This window comes from Chitinophaga varians (genome assembly GCF_012641275.1).
Taxonomy (GTDB): domain Bacteria; phylum Bacteroidota; class Bacteroidia; order Chitinophagales; family Chitinophagaceae; genus Chitinophaga; species Chitinophaga varians_A.
In genome coordinates, this window is the sequence record NZ_JABAIA010000001.1 from 1,527,387 (window position 1) to 1,542,706 (window position 15,320).

Below are 15,320 nucleotides of genomic sequence, written 5' to 3' on the forward strand. Positions count from 1 at the left end.
GATGATGAAGATAATTTACTACACGGGATGTATCGCGATGCTGATGACAGCTGTTGCCTGTAAGAAATTCCTTGACAAGGAACCATCCTCCGCTTTCGACGAGCGGTATATCTTCAGCGATGTGCCCAACGCCACCAGCGCCGTTATCGGCGCCTATGAGCCGCTTACCCACCAGCAGGCCTATGGCAGCCGGTTGAGCCTTATGTATCCCTATGATAACGATGAAATGATCGGCGTGACCAACACTTCTGCTCCGGACAACAGTTCCCGCGATCTGTCCCGCTACAACTTGCAAGCCACCAACGCACAGCTGCCCGGACCTTTTCAGCAGCTGTACCTGGGCATTGAACGCGCCAACACCTGCATCAAAAACATACCGGCCATGGACCTGTACAGCAAAGGCAGCGCCGCCGAACAGCAGCAGTTGCGCCGGCTGCATGGCGAAGCGCTCACCCTTCGCGCGCAGTACTACTTTGAGCTGATCAGAAACTGGGGAGATGTGCCCGCACAATTTGAGCCGTCCATCGATCAGCCGGATTTATTTTTGGCCAAAACCGATCGGGACACCATCTATGGGCGTATGCTCAGTGACCTCAAGATGGCCGCAGACCTTGTTCCGTGGCGCAACGAGCCAGGCGTGGCAGCAGATGAAAGGATCACCAAAGGCGCCGTAAAAGGCTTACGCGCGCGCATTGCATTGTTCAGAGGAGGCTACTCCCTTCGTCGCGCCTCCCGTAAAATGGAGCGTACCGCAGATTACATTGAATATTACAAAATTGCCCGCGATGAATGCGCTGATATCATGCAGCGCCGCGACAAACACACCCTGAACCCTGTTTTCCAGGCGGTATTCAAAGACGGACTGGATGCATATAAACTTGACCCTTACGGGGAAGTGATGTTTGAAATAGCCATGGCCGTTGGTTTAACCGGCAACCTGGGTTACTATGACGGTCCCCGTTTCTTTGTGGCCGGCAATGCCGGTCAGCTGGGCAACAGCTCCATCCGCGTGGTCCCAACGTATTTTTACTCCTTTGATTCCCTGGACACCCGCCGCGATGTGACCACAGCTCCCTATTACAACAACGCTGACAAAACCAAAACCGTACAGACAATGGTGAATATGGTCAGCGGGAAGTTCCGTGCCGACTGGATCACACCCGCGCCTGCTACCACTGCGCAACAGCTGGGCATCAACTGGCCGGTATTACGTTTTTCCGATGTACTGCTGATGTTCGCAGAAGCCGACAATGAGCTGAACAACGGCCCCACAGCCGCCGCCATAGCGGCCTACGAAGAAGTAAGAAAAAGAGGATTTAAAGGCAATGAAAATAAAATCGGACAGACACCTTCCACCAAAGAAACTTTCTTTAACGCGCTGGTAGCAGAACGTTCATTTGAATTCGGGGGAGAAGGCATCCGCAAATATGATCTTATCCGCTGGAACCTTCTCTATCAAAAAATACAGGAAACAAGGGCCAACTATACGAAGATGATGAACCGTGAACCACCTTACAACAACCTGCCACAGGCGATGTACTACAAAACCGGTTCATCTGCCGTGATATGGGGCAACTCCCTGTATCAGCCCACTCCGGCCACCCTTCCTGCCGGTTATGCCAAAGTCAGCTGGACCAGCTCCATCACCGCCAGCTGGATCACCAATGTGGCACAACTCTTTGTACCTAATCGCAGCGAGCTGTTACCCATACCACAAACATCGCTCGAAGCCAACCATAAGCTGACACAGGATTATGGGTACTAAAACATTTAGGGATTTATTAATCAATAAATCCCTAAATGCTTTAATTCTGTCAATGCAACTTCCGCCACTTTAGTAGCGCCCAATTCACTCATATGCGTATCATCTTTTTTACCATCAGGCAGCTTTGGGAAGATGCCTGGCTGTATGTGCAGAAATAACTTTTTAGAGGCTTCAGGGCCATAGCTTTCCAGCAATTCCGCTGATTTTTTATTGAGGTCTACCAGCGGCACTTTCATTTCGGCAGCCACCTCCCGTGCAACAGCGGGATAATCGCCGTGGGTATTTTCTATTTTACCGTTGCTGTCAAACTTCCGGCGTACAATGCAGGTAAACAGCACGGGACGGGCGTTTTTGGCTTTTACCTCGTTTACATAGTTGATCAGGTTCTGGCGGAAAGTAGTATGCGGATCGGTGTGCCTGGCGGTATCCGGTTTTTGGTCATTGGGACCGAACATGATGAAAACATAGTCGCCCTCTTGCACGCTGTCGATCACTTTCTGCCAGTACCCTTCTGTACGGAAGCTTTTGGAGCTTCTGCCGCTGCGGGCAGCATTATGCACTTCCACATAAGGCGGAAAAAGTGTGCGTGCCATCTGCATCCAGCCACGGATAGGGTACAGACTGTCGCCTCCAAAACCGGTGAGGTATTTTTGATCGTAATCGCACATGGTGGAATCACCGATGGAGAAGATGCGTACTTTCTTTTGCTGCGGCAGGAAGCTGCATAGCAACAACGTCATGGCCGCCAATATTATCCTGGCAATGGGTAGGCGACTGCTTTTGCGTTGAGCAGCATACACGTCTTTGGGGCCCAAACGGCCTGTCAGTTTCAGGAAATTTCTGCGGTTCGCTTGCATGGGTGGTTTGTTTTCACATTAAATATAATCACTGGCGAAGAGCAATGCCAGTCTGTGGCGGATAAAAGAGCGAGAACGTTCTCGCTCTTTTATCCGCCATGGGGCATTAATTTGATTATTTTGTAGGTTATGCAAGACCACTATTTTTCCCGCAGAAAATTCTTATACACCGGCGCCGTGGCATTGTCCGGCGCTATGTTGACCAGTACCTTGCCGGTACTGGGACAGACGGCCGCAGCGCCTTTAAAAATCGGTATGATCGGCACCGGCAACCGTGGCAGCGGCATCGCCAGACTATTGCAGAAAATACCCGGCATGGAACTGATTGCCTGCTGCGATGTGATACCTGCACATTTGCAACGTGGCCTGTCGCTGGCAGCCAAAGGCGCCAAAGCCTATAACGATTACCGGCAGCTGCTGGCAGATAAAAAAGTGGAAGCCGTGGTCATTGCCACACCGCTATCGATGCATTACCCTATGGCCAAAGATGCGCTGGACGCAGGCAAACATGTTTATCTCGAAAAAACCATGACCTATGATATTCCACAGGCCTTACAACTGGCCGCCCAGGTGCGGAAAAGCGGGTTGGTACTGCAGGTAGGCCATCAGTACCGGTACTACGATCTTTATCACCGGGTAAAAGAAGTGATCGGACAAAACTGGCTGGGCAAAGTCACTCATTTTGAATGCCAGTACCATCGTAATTCCGACTGGAGAAATCCTGTCACCGACCCGGCCATGGAGCGGCTGATCAACTGGCGCATGTACCGCGAATATTCCGGTGGGCTGATAGCGGAACTATGCGGCCATCAGATCGATATGGTCAATTATCTCCTGGATGCGCATCCGCTGCGGGTGGTAGGCATGGGTGGCATCGACTACTGGAAAGACGGCAGGGAAACATGGGACAATGTGCGGACCGTCTTTGAATATCCCGGTGGCGTGAAAGCCAGCGTATCTTCCATCCTCAGCAATGCCTACAAGGGCTATTCCATCAGGGTGCTTGGCAACCGCGGCACTATCGAAATACAGCGGGACAAAGCCTTTGTGTACAGCGAAGAAGGGAAAAAAGAGCTGGCGGTGGTAGATGGCGTTACAGGCGCTACCAAAACAGACCAGACAGGGGAAGGCGTACCGTTGAAATTCGGTATTCCCGGCCAGCCACAGCCGGAGCCTACCACTTCCGCGCTGCTGGCTTTCGCAGAAAGTATCCGCAGCAACATTCCGCCAGCCTCCGGTGTGGAGACCGGCAAGATAGCCGCAATCGCCGTACATATGGCCAACAAAGCCATAGAAACGGGTGTCAGCCAATCGTGGCTGCCGTCATATGATGCTTAGGAAAAAAAGTCGGATCTTTGCAGCAGATCTCACTGTGCCCCAAAGAAACCGATGCCTATGTTCAAGGTGCAAACATTCCGGCCTCATCAGCGGCTTGGCGATTACCTGCTTTCATGGCAGCTGATCACAGGAGATTTCCCCCCGAACGAAGTCAGGTACCTGACTGTTCTCCCTCATTTTATTCAGAGCATGTGGTTCAATACCGGCCCTGACAATACCTTGTATGATGTTATCAGGCAGAAATATCTTTCATCGGCCGTACTCACCGGTCCACGCAGCCGTGTCAGCGAGTGGCGCGTCAGTGGCAATATGCGGCTGCTGGCAGCACATTTCAGGCCGGGCAGCTGGCTTAAACTATTCAATAGCTCCGCACAGTTATTTTGCGACCGTTGCATCGACATGACGGCATTATTCGGGCATACTGTCACCGCGTTGCTGTCAAACATCAATGCCAGCGGCCATCCCCGGCAACAGGTACAACTACTGGAAGCCTGGCTGCTGGAGCAACTGACAGGTACACCTAAAAATAGCTGCAACCTGGAAAATGCCATGCAGCTCATCCTGGCCGCCAGCGGCAATATTACCATCCGGCAACTGGAAGCACAGGCATTCCTTACCAAACGCACACTGGAAAGGGCCTTTCTGGAGCAGACAGGATTACACCTGAAGTTGTTCTGCCGGCTGGTCCGCTTCAGAAAAACGATCGACTACATGACCAGGATGCGGTACCCGCAATGGAAGTTATTAGCCCATAAAGCAGGGTATTGCGATCAAACACATTTCATCAACGAGTTCCGTTATTTTACCCATCGTTTACCGCATCAGTTCTCTGATTTCCTGCCACAGCAGCCAACAGATTTTGTCACTTTTATCTGATAAGCGCCTGGTGTGTTTCCTTACATTTATAGTACCTCACTTCCGGGTATTTTAACCATATACTGGTTGAAGCCATACTATCACCTCAAAATTTAAAGCTATGAGTCATACACCAAACGGGGGTACCAACCGCCGCGACTTCCTCGGGAAAATGCTGGCAGGCGCCACGATGCTGAGCATTCCTTCTTTCGCCGGACTGGCGCAGGAAAGCAAACATATCAGCACCAGCACCACTGATACGTGGGCCAATAAAATCAAAGGCAAGCACAGGGTAGTGTTGGACGTGCCCCGGCCGCATGAAATTTTCCCGTTTGCCTGGGCAAAGGTTTTTCTGCTGACCAATCAGGCTACCGGCACACCGGAGAAAGACTGCTGCGCCGTTATGGTACTGCGGCATGAAGCTATTCCCTACGCCATGAAAGACGAGTTGTGGGAGAAATACAAATTCGGCCAGTTGTTTAAAATCGATGACCCCAAAACCAAAGCACCGGCCGTCCGTAATCCATTCTGGCAGCCTAAGCCAGGGGATTTTAATGTACCGGGCATCGGTAATGTGGACATCGGTATTAACCAGTTACAGGACAGCGGTGTATTGTTTGCCGTATGCAATATGGCGATAACAGTATACAGCGCTATCGTGGCCAAAGAAATGGCAATGGACCCTGTGGCCATCAAAAATGAATGGCTGGCAGGTGTGTTGCCGGGCATCGATGTAGTCCCTTCCGGCATGTGGGCCATCGGGCGTGCGCAGGAAAAAAACTGCGGTTACTGTTTTGCAGGATGACAACCAGACAATGGCAGCTTGCTTTTTTAATGGGATGGTTTACTGCGCTGTACAGTTGCCGCAGAGCAGGCACGATAGGCGAAAAATTGTGGCAGGCGCCGGACACTGCTACTATCCCACATACGTCAACAGGCGATATGATACGCTATGGACGGTCGCTGATAGCCCATACCGCGCAATATCTGGGGCCACAGGGCAGCGTTGCTAAAATGAGCAATGGCATGAACTGCCAGAACTGCCATCTGGATGCCGGCACCAAACCGTGGGGCAATAACTACGGCAGCACTGCCTCCACCTATCCCAAGTTCAGGGCGCGGAGCGGCACGGTGGAATCCATCGCCAAAAAAGTAAACGACTGCTTTGTGAGAAGCCTCAATGGCGCCGCCCTCGACAGTAACAGCCGGGAATTACAGGCTATCATCGCCTATATACAATGGCTGGGAAAAGACCAGCCCAAAGGATATAAAACACCAGGCAGCGGTATCCGTGATCTGCCTTATCTGCCGGTGGCCGCCGACACTGTCAAAGGCAAAGCCGTTTTCCGGCAGCAATGCCAGCGATGCCATGGCGCCAACGGTAGCGGGCAACGGCTGGCCGGTACATCGGAATACGAATACCCGCCGCTATGGGGCCCTGACAGCTATAATACCGGCGCCGGCCTATACCGGCTGTCCAGGTTTGCAGGATATGTAAAATACAATATGCCGCTCGGCACCGATCACCAACATCCCGTACTCAGCGATGAAGAAGCCTGGAACGTAGCGGCATTTGTGAACTCACAACCACGGCCGGTGAAAGCATTCCCCGCCGATTGGCCCGATATCCGCAGCAAACCGCCGGACCACCCTTTTGGCCCCTTCAGCGACAGCTTCCCTGCCACGCAGCACAAATACGGGCCCTTCGCTCCTATTGCACGGCAGCATAAAAAGTAATATCCGTTTCACCTAAAACGATCTGCTATGAAAAAGCTGTTTATAGCCCTCGCATTATTACTGGGCAGCATCACCTGCTTTGCACAGGCCGACTATAAAGTCATCTTCGATATTACCAGTAAAACACCGGAAGCACAACAAACCCTGCTCCGGCAAATGAACGGTATCCTGCAAGGCACTCCCGATGCGCAGTTGGAAGTGGCCATTTACGGCGATGCACTGGATATGGTGTTGAAAGACAAGTCCACCGTGGCTCCCGCCCTGGGCGAACTAATCAACAATCATAAAAATGTAAGCTTTAAAGTATGCGGTGCTACCATGAAAAGAAACAATAAAAACGCCAGTGAACTACTGCCCGGCGTACAGGTAGTACCCGATGCTATCTATGAAATCATTACCAAACAACGGGAAGGATGGGGATATATTAAAGTGGCACACTGATTTCGTATATACGTTTATGTTATAAAAAAGCGCCGGTATTCTGTACCGGCGCTTTTAGTTATTGTCATGGATGATCACCGCTTGACAAGGCGTACCAGCCAAATCAATATAATGGAGCCTATCAGTGCCACGATCAACGAGCCTATCAGGCCGTTGCCCATATGCAGCCCCAGTTTCCCGAAAAGCCAGCCACCCAGCCAGCCGCCGATGACTCCCACAATAATATCTACAATAATCCCAAACCCGTCACCACGCATAATTTTACCGGCCAGCCAGCCAGCGATGCCTCCGATAATAATAGTCCAGATCATAATGATGAGTTTTTAATGTACTCATCAATTTACGGTAAAATTTCCATGTTTATCTGTTATTTTTTGTTAATACATATTCTTAAATAGATATTTACAAATATTAAATAATTAATTTATAAAAGTTTATTCCTCGAAATGACTAATTTTCACAGCGTTCGCTAAAAAACTGGCAGCTTATGACAGGCCTGCAATATCCGAGAATGTATTTATATCGACGGCTGGTCCAGGCCAAACTGTTCATCGACCGGCATTATGCTGAGCCGATAGACCTCGACTGTATCGCCGACGAAGCTTATTTTTCCAAATTCCATTTCATCAAGCAGTTTAAAGCCATTTACCAGCAGACACCCCATCAATACCTCAAAACTGTCAGAATGGAAAATGCAAAGCTGCTGTTGCAGCAGGGCACTACCGTTGCTGATACCTGTTATGCCGTCGGCTTTGAAAGCATCAGCTCTTTCAGCAACCTGTTCAAACGTGCCAACGGCATGACACCTTCTGCTTATCTTCAACAGCAGCAGTCCCTCAAAGCACAGATAGCCGCTACTCCCCTGGCATACATACCCGGCTGTTTCGCCGAAAAATACGGATGGTCCCCAAAACAGCAATTTTGAACAAATGAAATACCGGGGCATCACCGTTCTTTGCATCAGACATAAAGACATCTCCGATGATCACACAAGTAACACACATGACGGTCTACGTGCTGGACCAAAACCGCGCACTGGATTTTTATACCAATAAACTGGGCTTCCGCGTGGTCACTGATGTGCCCATGAGCCAGGAAGCCCGCTGGCTCACCGTTTCCCCGCCGCAGCAACCGGGCCTCGAAATCGTGCTGTCTCCTGTTTCCACGGCCATGTTCAAACAGGAAACGGTGGATGTCATGACGGAACTGGTCCGCAAAGGCACTTTCGGCGTTGCCGTCCTCACCTGCGACGACATTTACGCCACCTACGAAGAAATGACGGCCAAAGGCGTGGAATTCACCAAAGCACCCAAAAAAGAATTCTACGGCACTGAAGCCATTTTCAAAGATGATTCCGGTAACTGGTTCTCCCTGGCTCAACTCACCTGAATATGAAAACAATCAACGACCCCGTTGTACGGCAGGAAATCATCAGGCGTATCAACGCCCTTCCACCCGATGCCAGACCCGAATGGGGCCACATGACCCTCTACCAGATGCTGAAACACTGCCGCCTCTGGGAAGAAATGGCACTCGGCCACAAAATATACAAGCGTAAACTGGTCAGCTTCCTGTTCGGTAAACTGATACTGAAACAAGTCCTCAAAGACGAAAAGCCCATGATGCGCGGTGCCTCCACCGTCGCCGCCATGAAAATCACAGAACCGGACGGTGATATCGCCGCCGAAAAAGCAACATGGATAGCACTGCTGGAATCGTATGCACATGCAACTGTTCAGTCGGTAAACCATCCTTTCTTCGGTAAAATGACCCGTGAGCAAATGGGGCAGCTGGCTTACAAACATATTGACCACCATTTGAGGCAGTTCAGGGGATAATTGCTCAGGCGGCATCAGTGGTCATCTGTGACGCCTGATGCCCCTCCATCCAGCTTACAAAATCTATTTCCTTCCTGGGCTTGAAAAAACCCAGGATACAGTTGGGGTTACGGATACATATCTGTATGTGGGTCTTTTCAAAAAGGCCGGCCCCCTCAAATACGGGTGCGCCTTCAGTGAAAACGCCACGCGTGGAGTCGAAAGCTCTGCAAAGAACCGATTGCTTTTCCATCATACCTGCTTTTACACCCTTCCATATTTCCCGGTGCATGAACTCAATCACCGCGCAGTCCAGATATCTTAAGACCCTGTCCCCCGACCCTTGCCACGGCAAATTCTTATTCTCCGGTAATGGCTTGCCCAATGCGCTATATTTTTCCGACATGTTTCTAAAGTAAACAGACAATAATCGAAGATGCTGCGCCTCCATAAAATCACAACAATACCCAAGGTTTAACACAGCACCGACTACAGCAGGCTCCCGGATAATACCGCGCTTTTGTTTATCCAGCGCCCACTCCAGCGCCCTGTAATAATTATTCTCCCAGAAATAAAATCCATTGCCCAGCCAATCAAACGGCTTCCGGCTCATTTTAAACTCATCGGGATTATGCAAAAGCATGTCTCTCACCTCGGCTTCACATCCATGGAAACCGATGACGAGGTTGGGTTTAACATCGTACATCGCGATAATTATTAGGGGTTAATTTTCAGGAAACCTGGCGAAAACAGGTTTAACATCATATATACTTATCGATGTTGGGGTCAACTTTTTTCTTTAGAAACAACTCGGCAAAAACACCTTCCAATTCTGTATATGGTTCCCTGAAGTTAGCGTCCCAGTCAAGGATACCTGCTTCCACAAATGAACGTAACGCCTCCTCGCGCGTTACCTTTTCCTTAAGTTGCGCCTCTGCCAGTTCCATTAATGCATTAAATTCGGCATCACTCATAGTATAATGGTTGTACAAACAAATATATTCTTTTACTTTTTTCTCTCCAAAATTTAATCAGCATGCCTTACTAAAAATATTAAAAATACACCAAGAAACATCACTGTTCAATCCAACAAAAATATAGCTCAAAACCGGCTACCAGACATCAATCCGGAAGAACTTACAGATCCTGTCAGCAAAATTCTGATTCATTACAAATCAACATGACAACAACAAAATAATGCAATTAAAAAAAATACACAGGCATTACAAAGGTCAATAACGGGTTTCTTACCTGGGAAAAGAGGTTATCATCATACATAACAGCTACTAAAACTGCAACCTGAAACTTCCGAACACGCCAAAATCACCGCTGCGGTTCTTCGTAGACTGCCCCGGATAAAAACGCCAAACGGCGTCTACGCGGAAGAAGCGGAAAATATTATCAAAGCCGGTACCTACTTCCGTATATACGTTACCGTTAAGGGAACGCATACCATAACGGCCATACTCCATCTGGTTATACACCCTGTTTCTGTTTGATAAATCACCGATCACTGACTTCACGTTCCAGAACTGGCGCACGCCCGTCCTGCGCATGAAGGGCAACAGGTTCAGCAGCTTTCCATTAAAATTGTGCTCTATATTCACGCCGGCATAACGATCACTGAAGAATTCATATTTGTTCATCAGGCTGAAAGCCTCTTTGTTATAGTAATAAGTTTCATTGCCCGGATGTACCTGCAGCAACATAAAAGGCAGCCGGTCCGCAAAGATCTGTCCGGCATATACCATATAATTGACACGTCCCCAGCCTGTCAGGTTGAACTGCTGTCGCACGCTCAGACTTAACTTTTGATATTGGTATTTGCTGTCCAGCACGCCTGAAGGCGCAAGCGAATAAGCTACTTCAGTGACCGGCAGGTTGCTGCGTACCCGCCTCGTTTTACGAAAAGTGCGTATTTCCTTCTCTCCGGGCGCATACCGGAACTTGAGCTGAAACTCAGTATTAACGGCCTTTTCATGCTCACCCGACAGAAAGAGCTTATGTGGTGGCAGCGGATCAAAGGTGGTGTAACAGGTACGGGACACCGTACCCTGCAAGGAGAACTCCTGCGGAAACTGTTTAATGGCAGACACACGCAGATCCCCCTCACGGATAAACTTCTGCGGAATGCCACGCCGCCTCACCAGCTGACCAAAGATATTGTCCAGCGACACTTCTTCACCGTTAAATCCCCGCTGGTTATTGTCCAGATCGTCTTTATAGGAAGCGAACACCTGCCACCCGTTGTCTCCGGGCCAGGTATAAGTCACGGCCATCTTGCCCTTGAGCGACTCGTCTTTCATACCATAGGCGAGATAACCATTCAACCGCCAGTTACGGCTGAATTGGGCCGTGGTCCCCAAATCAAACCGCACCCGCGGGCCCTCCACCCGGTTACGGCTCACCCACTTGTACCATGGCCCTATCTCCACTTTGCCCAGTTTGATATGTCCATCTACCAAAAAAGTAATAGTATTGCTCAACCGTCTGAAAGAAGGCATTGATTTTAGTGTATCCACTAACGTTATAGCATGTTTTTCATTGCGGGTCAACGTCTCCGGCCGGTGCTGCTCCATATAGGCCTTACCGGCAGCCAGCGCGCTGTCGGCCACTACTACTTCTTCGTTTCTGCGGTTGCTGTTGAGCTTCGCGGTGATAAAATCCTGGTTGGTGGCAACATGATTATACAAAGTGGTCTTACGGCCAATGAACGTGGTCCTGGATTTTCCCAGAGGCGCCAATTCCACTACAAAACGGTCTTTCGTCACCACCCATTCTTTTTCCCGTTGCTGCGTAAACTCCTGGATGATATCCAGCCGCTTTACGAAATTGATATTCACAGCACCAGCCACTGACAAACTGATTTTCTGTATGGCCCATGTGGAAGCCTGTATCCAGCAATCACCGGCAAACAGGTTCTCCCCTTCGCGCTTCGGGGTAAAAGCAAGATGATAGAACTGTTCACCATGTTGTGTAACGGTGTCCAGTCCCTTGTAGTGATAGTAGCGGTCACCCATGCTGCTGAGCGGACTGATAAACTCACGCCCAAATACAAGCATCGCATTTTGGTAAGTATTGATTTTTTGGTTGATGCCTCCCAGATATTCCATCACAGATTCATTTTTGATACCGCTGCTGTTTAACGCGCGGATCTCTTCGCGTATCCGGGACGGGCTGCTGGACACGTAATAATCCGATACCGATTCACTGAGAAAAACAGGTAAAAAGGGGGCTTGCTCGGAAGTGGAATCTATCCGCTGCGTAACAAACGCATACGGTTTCATCAAACGTGATTTTTCCCAGCGTTGTTTGTTGATATTGGAGACATCTATCTCCAGTTTATTATATAGTTCGGCATAATAACTATCGTAGTGCCCTGGCGCATTGGCTGCCTTATGGGCAACTATCTGCCGCCACCACACCAGTCCCTTGTCCATCCTGGCTTTCACCTCTACGCCCAGCTTCATGGTGGCTTCCATTTGCACCAGCAAGGACGGCACATCTGTAGCCGCCAGCGGGACCATCCTCTGGTCATATCCCACATAGCGCACCACCAGCGTATCTTCCCGGCGGGAACTCCTGGCCAGCTTAAAATAACCGGCACTGTCCGTCATCACGCCATAACCGGCGGCTTTCCAGTAAACAGTAGCGAATGGTAACGGCTCTTCTGTAAATTTGTTCACCACTTTTCCGCTCGTTATAGCAGAATGCTGTGCCCAAACCTGCATTACAGACAATAGCAAACATAACATCACCCATCCCTTCAAAGTACAGACTAAGGCTCGCAGCATCAAAATAACAGTTGTAGTATTAATAAGACGGTAAATTTCTTCTCTCCCCCCATTGCTCCAAAAGAATTATTGAAAAGGAAGTACCGGTCATTGAAAATCTACCTGTAACTGTTTAATTGATTTTTTCCACAATCACTTTATAAACACCTTTGGTACACAACAAAACAAATATGAAACCGCTTTTATTCTTAATCTTGATAATGGGTCTGGCACCCCGTCAGGCGGCCAGCCAAACCACCAACCCCTGCCTCTCCCCTCAACTATCCAGGGGAGATACTCTTTCCAATATTTATTCCCGCACCATTGCCGTGACCGGCGAAGGTTTTGCGCCCCAGGTATACCGTATCAGCGGCAGCAGCGCCTACCAGGTAACAGACGGTCATCCCACCCGGCCTGCATTTAATGAAACAGACCTGTACGACGGCCGCCCGGTAAACAGTTCCCCGACTGTCATCGGCCTGGACGGCAACAACATCTGGCAGGACAAGCCCTACACCAATACCAGCGCCAGCGGACTGATGTACAACTCACTGATCTGGGGACAGGCACCCGCACAACTGCATGAAGGCGACTCCTGGAAACACACCATCACTGTGCCCTGGGAACTGGGCGGCCCCGGTACACAAACCGTCACGGTAATGGCACTGGATAAAGAACATCAGACCGTCACGCTGAAAAGGGAAGGATATAGCGAAGGATTTTATGATAATGATACCAAACAAATGGACATCCATACCAATGACGGAACAAAACTGCGCGTGACAGTCAAACCAGGCACCTCCCACTGGACAGGCTACACCACCTTCCGCCAGGGTATCGTTATCAGCGACGCACTGCTGGTAACGCGGCCGGTATTGCTAACCTCCGGAGAACAACATTTCAACGGGCAACAACGACAGTATATCCTGCTCAATGCAATGCCATATCTGCCATTATAAATCTTCTGACACATCAACATGGGAAACATTCAGGCCGCCGGCGAAAGCTGGCGGCCTGACAATTACTTTTTACGGCGTCACCGTAATGCCTTTGGAACCGTAAATCATTCCATAGCCATCGTCAGTGGTTCCTGCCAGCAAAAGCGTAAAAGTTCCTGTGCTGCCAAAATCAGCCCCGGTCAATGAAATAAACGCTTTACCATCTACGATCAAATCGACATTATACCGCGCCACAACATTACCATTGTGCGTGATCACCCATTTGGCATCTGAAGCCAGCGGCTGACCAAACAGGTTAACGGTATAGTCGTACACACCTGAAGACAGGCTGATGGTATTGGGGCCGGTCATGTTGATAAAAGCTTTTCCGGCAGATACCGGCAATGGCGACAGTTTGTAATTGTTGGCCAGGGACGTTGCGGCGCTGAGGGACAATACAATAGCGGCGCAGGCAATGAGGGATGTTTTCATGGAGCTGTTATTTTGGATTAACGAAAATTGGTTGTATCCAAATATAACTTAAATAGTGGCATCAGGAAAGCATAAAAAAAGGCTGGATAAGCATATCCAGCCTTTCCAAATTATGCTACCACCCCAGCCGGTTGCTGATAGCGGGCATAGTCCGTATAGCCTTTGGCGGTACCTCCGAAGAAAGTGGACGGGTCCGGCGTATTCAGCGGCAGGTCATGTTGCAAACGGTACGGCAGGTCAGGGTTGGCAATAAAGGGACGGCCAAACCCGATCAGGTCCGCCCAGCCCTGCTGTAACGCTTCTTCTGCCCTTGATTTGTTGTATTTACCAGAATAGATCAGGGTGCCTTTAAATGCCTGGCGGTAAGCATTTTTGAATGCAGGAGACATTACCGGAGCGTCTTCCCAGTCGGCTTCCGCAATGTGGATATACGCGATCCCGATTTCATTCAGCAGTCTGGCTGCGGCGATATATGTTTCTTCCGGGTGATCGTCTTTTGCGCCCATGAGCGTTGTCAGCGGCGCCTGGCGTACGCCCACCCTGTCTTTCCCGATGGCGGCGACAACAGCTGTAGTCACTTCTTTCAGGAAACGCAGGCGGTTTTCAAGACTACCGCCATATATGTCTGTACGTTGGTTGGTCTGTGAGTCAATAAACTGCTCTATCAGGTAACCATTGGCGCCGTGCAACTCTACGCCATCAAACCCCGCAGCGATGGCATTTTTTGCGGCCTCGGCGTAGTCGTTAATGATAGCCTCAATTTCCGGGATGGTCAGTTCCCGGGGCATAGAGTGCTGCTCCTTGCGGATACCGCCACCAGTGGGGCCTCCGCCTGTTGCGTCTATCACCACGCTTACCCCTTCCGCCAGGATGGCTGACGGTGCCACCGGCGCTGCGCCGCCGGGCTGTAAGGACACATGTGATACACGGCCCACATGCCACAACTGGGCAAATATCTTACCCCCTTCCTCGTGTACTGCCGTGGTTACTTTCCGCCACCCTGCTACCTGTGCAGCGCTATAAATGCCCGGTGTCCAGGCATATCCCTGTCCCTGCCGGCTGATTTGTGTGCCTTCTGTGATGATCAGTCCCGCAGTGGCACGCTGACGGTAATATTCGGCCATATCATCGGTGGCCACATCGCCCGCGCCGGCCCTGGAGCGGGTCATGGGCGGCATCACGATCCTGTTGTTCAGTACAATATTTCCTACGGTATGTTTATTAAAAAGCATTGTCTTCAGTTTTAAGTTTTTCATTCGACAACACAAATTTCCCTCGAAATAAATCATTATACAAATAAGTTAAGT

General features: G+C 49.9%; 17 protein-coding genes. 10 read left to right on the plus strand and 7 right to left on the minus strand.

Translation table 11 applies throughout. The features are described 5' to 3' along the window. The first annotated feature begins 1 nt into the window (after position 1). Positions 2-1,765 (plus strand): RagB/SusD family nutrient uptake outer membrane protein, encoded by a 1,764-nt coding sequence (locus tag HGH92_RS06190; RefSeq protein WP_211092544.1) that lies wholly within the window; start codon positions 2-4, stop codon positions 1,763-1,765. Positions 1,766-1,785: 20 nt separating this feature from the next. Here the strand turns inward: HGH92_RS06190 and HGH92_RS06195 are convergent, their stop codons facing one another. Beyond that, a complete protein-coding gene (locus tag HGH92_RS06195; protein WP_211092545.1) occupies positions 1,786-2,622 on the minus strand; it encodes a rhamnogalacturonan acetylesterase in 837 nt (278 codons plus the stop codon). A gap of 129 nt (positions 2,623-2,751) precedes the next feature. Here HGH92_RS06195 and HGH92_RS06200 point away from each other — a divergent pair, with 129 nt between their 5' ends. From HGH92_RS06200 to HGH92_RS06220, 5 genes are all read left to right on the plus strand, one after another. Beyond that, the gene (locus tag HGH92_RS06200; protein ID WP_168869867.1) at positions 2,752-3,960 is read left to right on the plus strand and encodes a Gfo/Idh/MocA family protein; all 1,209 of its coding nucleotides are present in this window, start codon (positions 2,752-2,754) and stop codon (positions 3,958-3,960) included. Between the two features lie 57 nt (positions 3,961-4,017). Further along, a complete protein-coding gene (locus HGH92_RS06205) occupies positions 4,018-4,836 on the plus strand; it encodes an AraC family transcriptional regulator (RefSeq protein ID WP_168869868.1) in 819 nt (272 codons plus the stop codon). Between the two features lie 100 nt (positions 4,837-4,936). Next, positions 4,937-5,620, plus strand: coding sequence for a hypothetical protein (locus tag HGH92_RS06210; protein ID WP_168869869.1), 684 nt, complete (start codon positions 4,937-4,939; stop codon positions 5,618-5,620). Beyond that, on the plus strand, positions 5,617-6,552 hold the full coding sequence (locus HGH92_RS06215) for a c-type cytochrome (RefSeq protein WP_211092546.1): 936 nt from the start codon (positions 5,617-5,619) through the stop codon (positions 6,550-6,552). The genes HGH92_RS06210 and HGH92_RS06215 overlap by 4 nt, the downstream gene beginning before the upstream one ends. Positions 6,553-6,579: 27 nt before the next feature. After that, positions 6,580-6,993 carry a DsrE family protein gene (locus tag HGH92_RS06220; RefSeq protein WP_168869871.1) on the plus strand — a complete coding sequence of 138 codons (414 nt, stop codon included), beginning with the start codon at positions 6,580-6,582 and terminating at the stop codon, positions 6,991-6,993. 74 nt (positions 6,994-7,067) lie between these two features. On the opposite strand, the gene HGH92_RS06225 is transcribed toward HGH92_RS06220, so the two are convergent. Further along, positions 7,068-7,304: a GlsB/YeaQ/YmgE family stress response membrane protein gene (locus HGH92_RS06225; protein ID WP_168869872.1), complete on the minus strand. Its 237-nt coding sequence runs from the start codon at positions 7,302-7,304 to the stop codon at positions 7,068-7,070. A gap of 200 nt (positions 7,305-7,504) precedes the next feature. On the opposite strand from HGH92_RS06225, the gene HGH92_RS06230 reads away from it, so the two are divergent. The 3 genes from HGH92_RS06230 to HGH92_RS06240 are packed head-to-tail and all read left to right on the plus strand — an operon-like array spanning position 7,505 to position 8,831. Continuing rightward, the gene (locus HGH92_RS06230) at positions 7,505-7,918 is read left to right on the plus strand and encodes a helix-turn-helix domain-containing protein (RefSeq protein ID WP_211092547.1); all 414 of its coding nucleotides are present in this window, start codon (positions 7,505-7,507) and stop codon (positions 7,916-7,918) included. Between the two features lie 56 nt (positions 7,919-7,974). Then, the gene (locus HGH92_RS06235) at positions 7,975-8,382 is read left to right on the plus strand and encodes a VOC family protein (protein ID WP_168869874.1); all 408 of its coding nucleotides are present in this window, start codon (positions 7,975-7,977) and stop codon (positions 8,380-8,382) included. Positions 8,383-8,384: 2 nt separating this feature from the next. Further along, complete coding sequence (locus HGH92_RS06240; RefSeq protein ID WP_168869875.1) at positions 8,385-8,831, plus strand: DUF1569 domain-containing protein; 447 nt, start codon at positions 8,385-8,387, stop codon at positions 8,829-8,831. A 4-nt stretch (positions 8,832-8,835) separates the two neighbouring features. Here HGH92_RS06240 and HGH92_RS06245 read toward each other — a convergent pair whose 3' ends face one another. From HGH92_RS06245 to HGH92_RS06255, 3 genes are all read right to left on the minus strand, one after another. Then, positions 8,836-9,516, minus strand: coding sequence for a hypothetical protein (locus HGH92_RS06245; RefSeq protein WP_168869876.1), 681 nt, complete (start codon positions 9,514-9,516; stop codon positions 8,836-8,838). 55 nt (positions 9,517-9,571) lie between these two features. Next, positions 9,572-9,784 (minus strand): hypothetical protein, encoded by a 213-nt coding sequence (locus tag HGH92_RS06250; protein ID WP_168869877.1) that lies wholly within the window; start codon positions 9,782-9,784, stop codon positions 9,572-9,574. 312 nt (positions 9,785-10,096) lie between these two features. Then, on the minus strand, positions 10,097-12,496 hold the full coding sequence (locus tag HGH92_RS06255) for a DUF5686 family protein (RefSeq protein ID WP_168869878.1): 2,400 nt from the start codon (positions 12,494-12,496) through the stop codon (positions 10,097-10,099). A 308-nt stretch (positions 12,497-12,804) separates the two neighbouring features. On the opposite strand from HGH92_RS06255, the gene HGH92_RS06260 reads away from it, so the two are divergent. After that, positions 12,805-13,542: a hypothetical protein gene (locus HGH92_RS06260; RefSeq protein WP_168869879.1), complete on the plus strand. Its 738-nt coding sequence runs from the start codon at positions 12,805-12,807 to the stop codon at positions 13,540-13,542. A gap of 69 nt (positions 13,543-13,611) precedes the next feature. On the opposite strand, the gene HGH92_RS06265 is transcribed toward HGH92_RS06260, so the two are convergent. Both HGH92_RS06265 and HGH92_RS06270 read right to left on the minus strand, forming a co-directional pair. Next, positions 13,612-14,013, minus strand: a complete 402-nt coding sequence (locus HGH92_RS06265; RefSeq protein WP_168869880.1) for a hypothetical protein — start codon at positions 14,011-14,013, stop codon at positions 13,612-13,614. Positions 14,014-14,123: 110 nt separating this feature from the next. Beyond that, positions 14,124-15,245 (minus strand): alkene reductase, encoded by a 1,122-nt coding sequence (locus HGH92_RS06270; RefSeq protein ID WP_168869881.1) that lies wholly within the window; start codon positions 15,243-15,245, stop codon positions 14,124-14,126. Between the last annotated feature and the right edge of the window lie 75 nt (positions 15,246-15,320).

Bases quoted from the DNA above. Each gene is read 5' to 3' on its own strand.
- HGH92_RS06190 (WP_211092544.1), top strand. From the start codon at position 2: ATGATGAAGATAATTTACTACACGGGATGTATCGCGATGCTGATGACA.
- HGH92_RS06195 (WP_211092545.1), bottom strand. From the start codon at position 2,622: ATGCAAGCGAACCGCAGAAATTTCCTGAAACTGACAGGCCGTTTGGGC.
- HGH92_RS06200 (WP_168869867.1), top strand. From the start codon at position 2,752: ATGCAAGACCACTATTTTTCCCGCAGAAAATTCTTATACACCGGCGCC.
- HGH92_RS06205 (WP_168869868.1), top strand. From the start codon at position 4,018: ATGTTCAAGGTGCAAACATTCCGGCCTCATCAGCGGCTTGGCGATTAC.
- HGH92_RS06210 (WP_168869869.1), top strand. From the start codon at position 4,937: ATGAGTCATACACCAAACGGGGGTACCAACCGCCGCGACTTCCTCGGG.
- HGH92_RS06215 (WP_211092546.1), top strand. From the start codon at position 5,617: ATGACAACCAGACAATGGCAGCTTGCTTTTTTAATGGGATGGTTTACT.
- HGH92_RS06220 (WP_168869871.1), top strand. From the start codon at position 6,580: ATGAAAAAGCTGTTTATAGCCCTCGCATTATTACTGGGCAGCATCACC.
- HGH92_RS06225 (WP_168869872.1), bottom strand. From the start codon at position 7,304: ATGATCTGGACTATTATTATCGGAGGCATCGCTGGCTGGCTGGCCGGT.
- HGH92_RS06230 (WP_211092547.1), top strand. From the start codon at position 7,505: ATGTATTTATATCGACGGCTGGTCCAGGCCAAACTGTTCATCGACCGG.
- HGH92_RS06235 (WP_168869874.1), top strand. From the start codon at position 7,975: ATGATCACACAAGTAACACACATGACGGTCTACGTGCTGGACCAAAAC.
- HGH92_RS06240 (WP_168869875.1), top strand. From the start codon at position 8,385: ATGAAAACAATCAACGACCCCGTTGTACGGCAGGAAATCATCAGGCGT.
- HGH92_RS06245 (WP_168869876.1), bottom strand. From the start codon at position 9,516: ATGTACGATGTTAAACCCAACCTCGTCATCGGTTTCCATGGATGTGAA.
- HGH92_RS06250 (WP_168869877.1), bottom strand. From the start codon at position 9,784: ATGAGTGATGCCGAATTTAATGCATTAATGGAACTGGCAGAGGCGCAA.
- HGH92_RS06260 (WP_168869879.1), top strand. From the start codon at position 12,805: ATGGGTCTGGCACCCCGTCAGGCGGCCAGCCAAACCACCAACCCCTGC.
- HGH92_RS06265 (WP_168869880.1), bottom strand. From the start codon at position 14,013: ATGAAAACATCCCTCATTGCCTGCGCCGCTATTGTATTGTCCCTCAGC.
- HGH92_RS06270 (WP_168869881.1), bottom strand. From the start codon at position 15,245: ATGCTTTTTAATAAACATACCGTAGGAAATATTGTACTGAACAACAGG.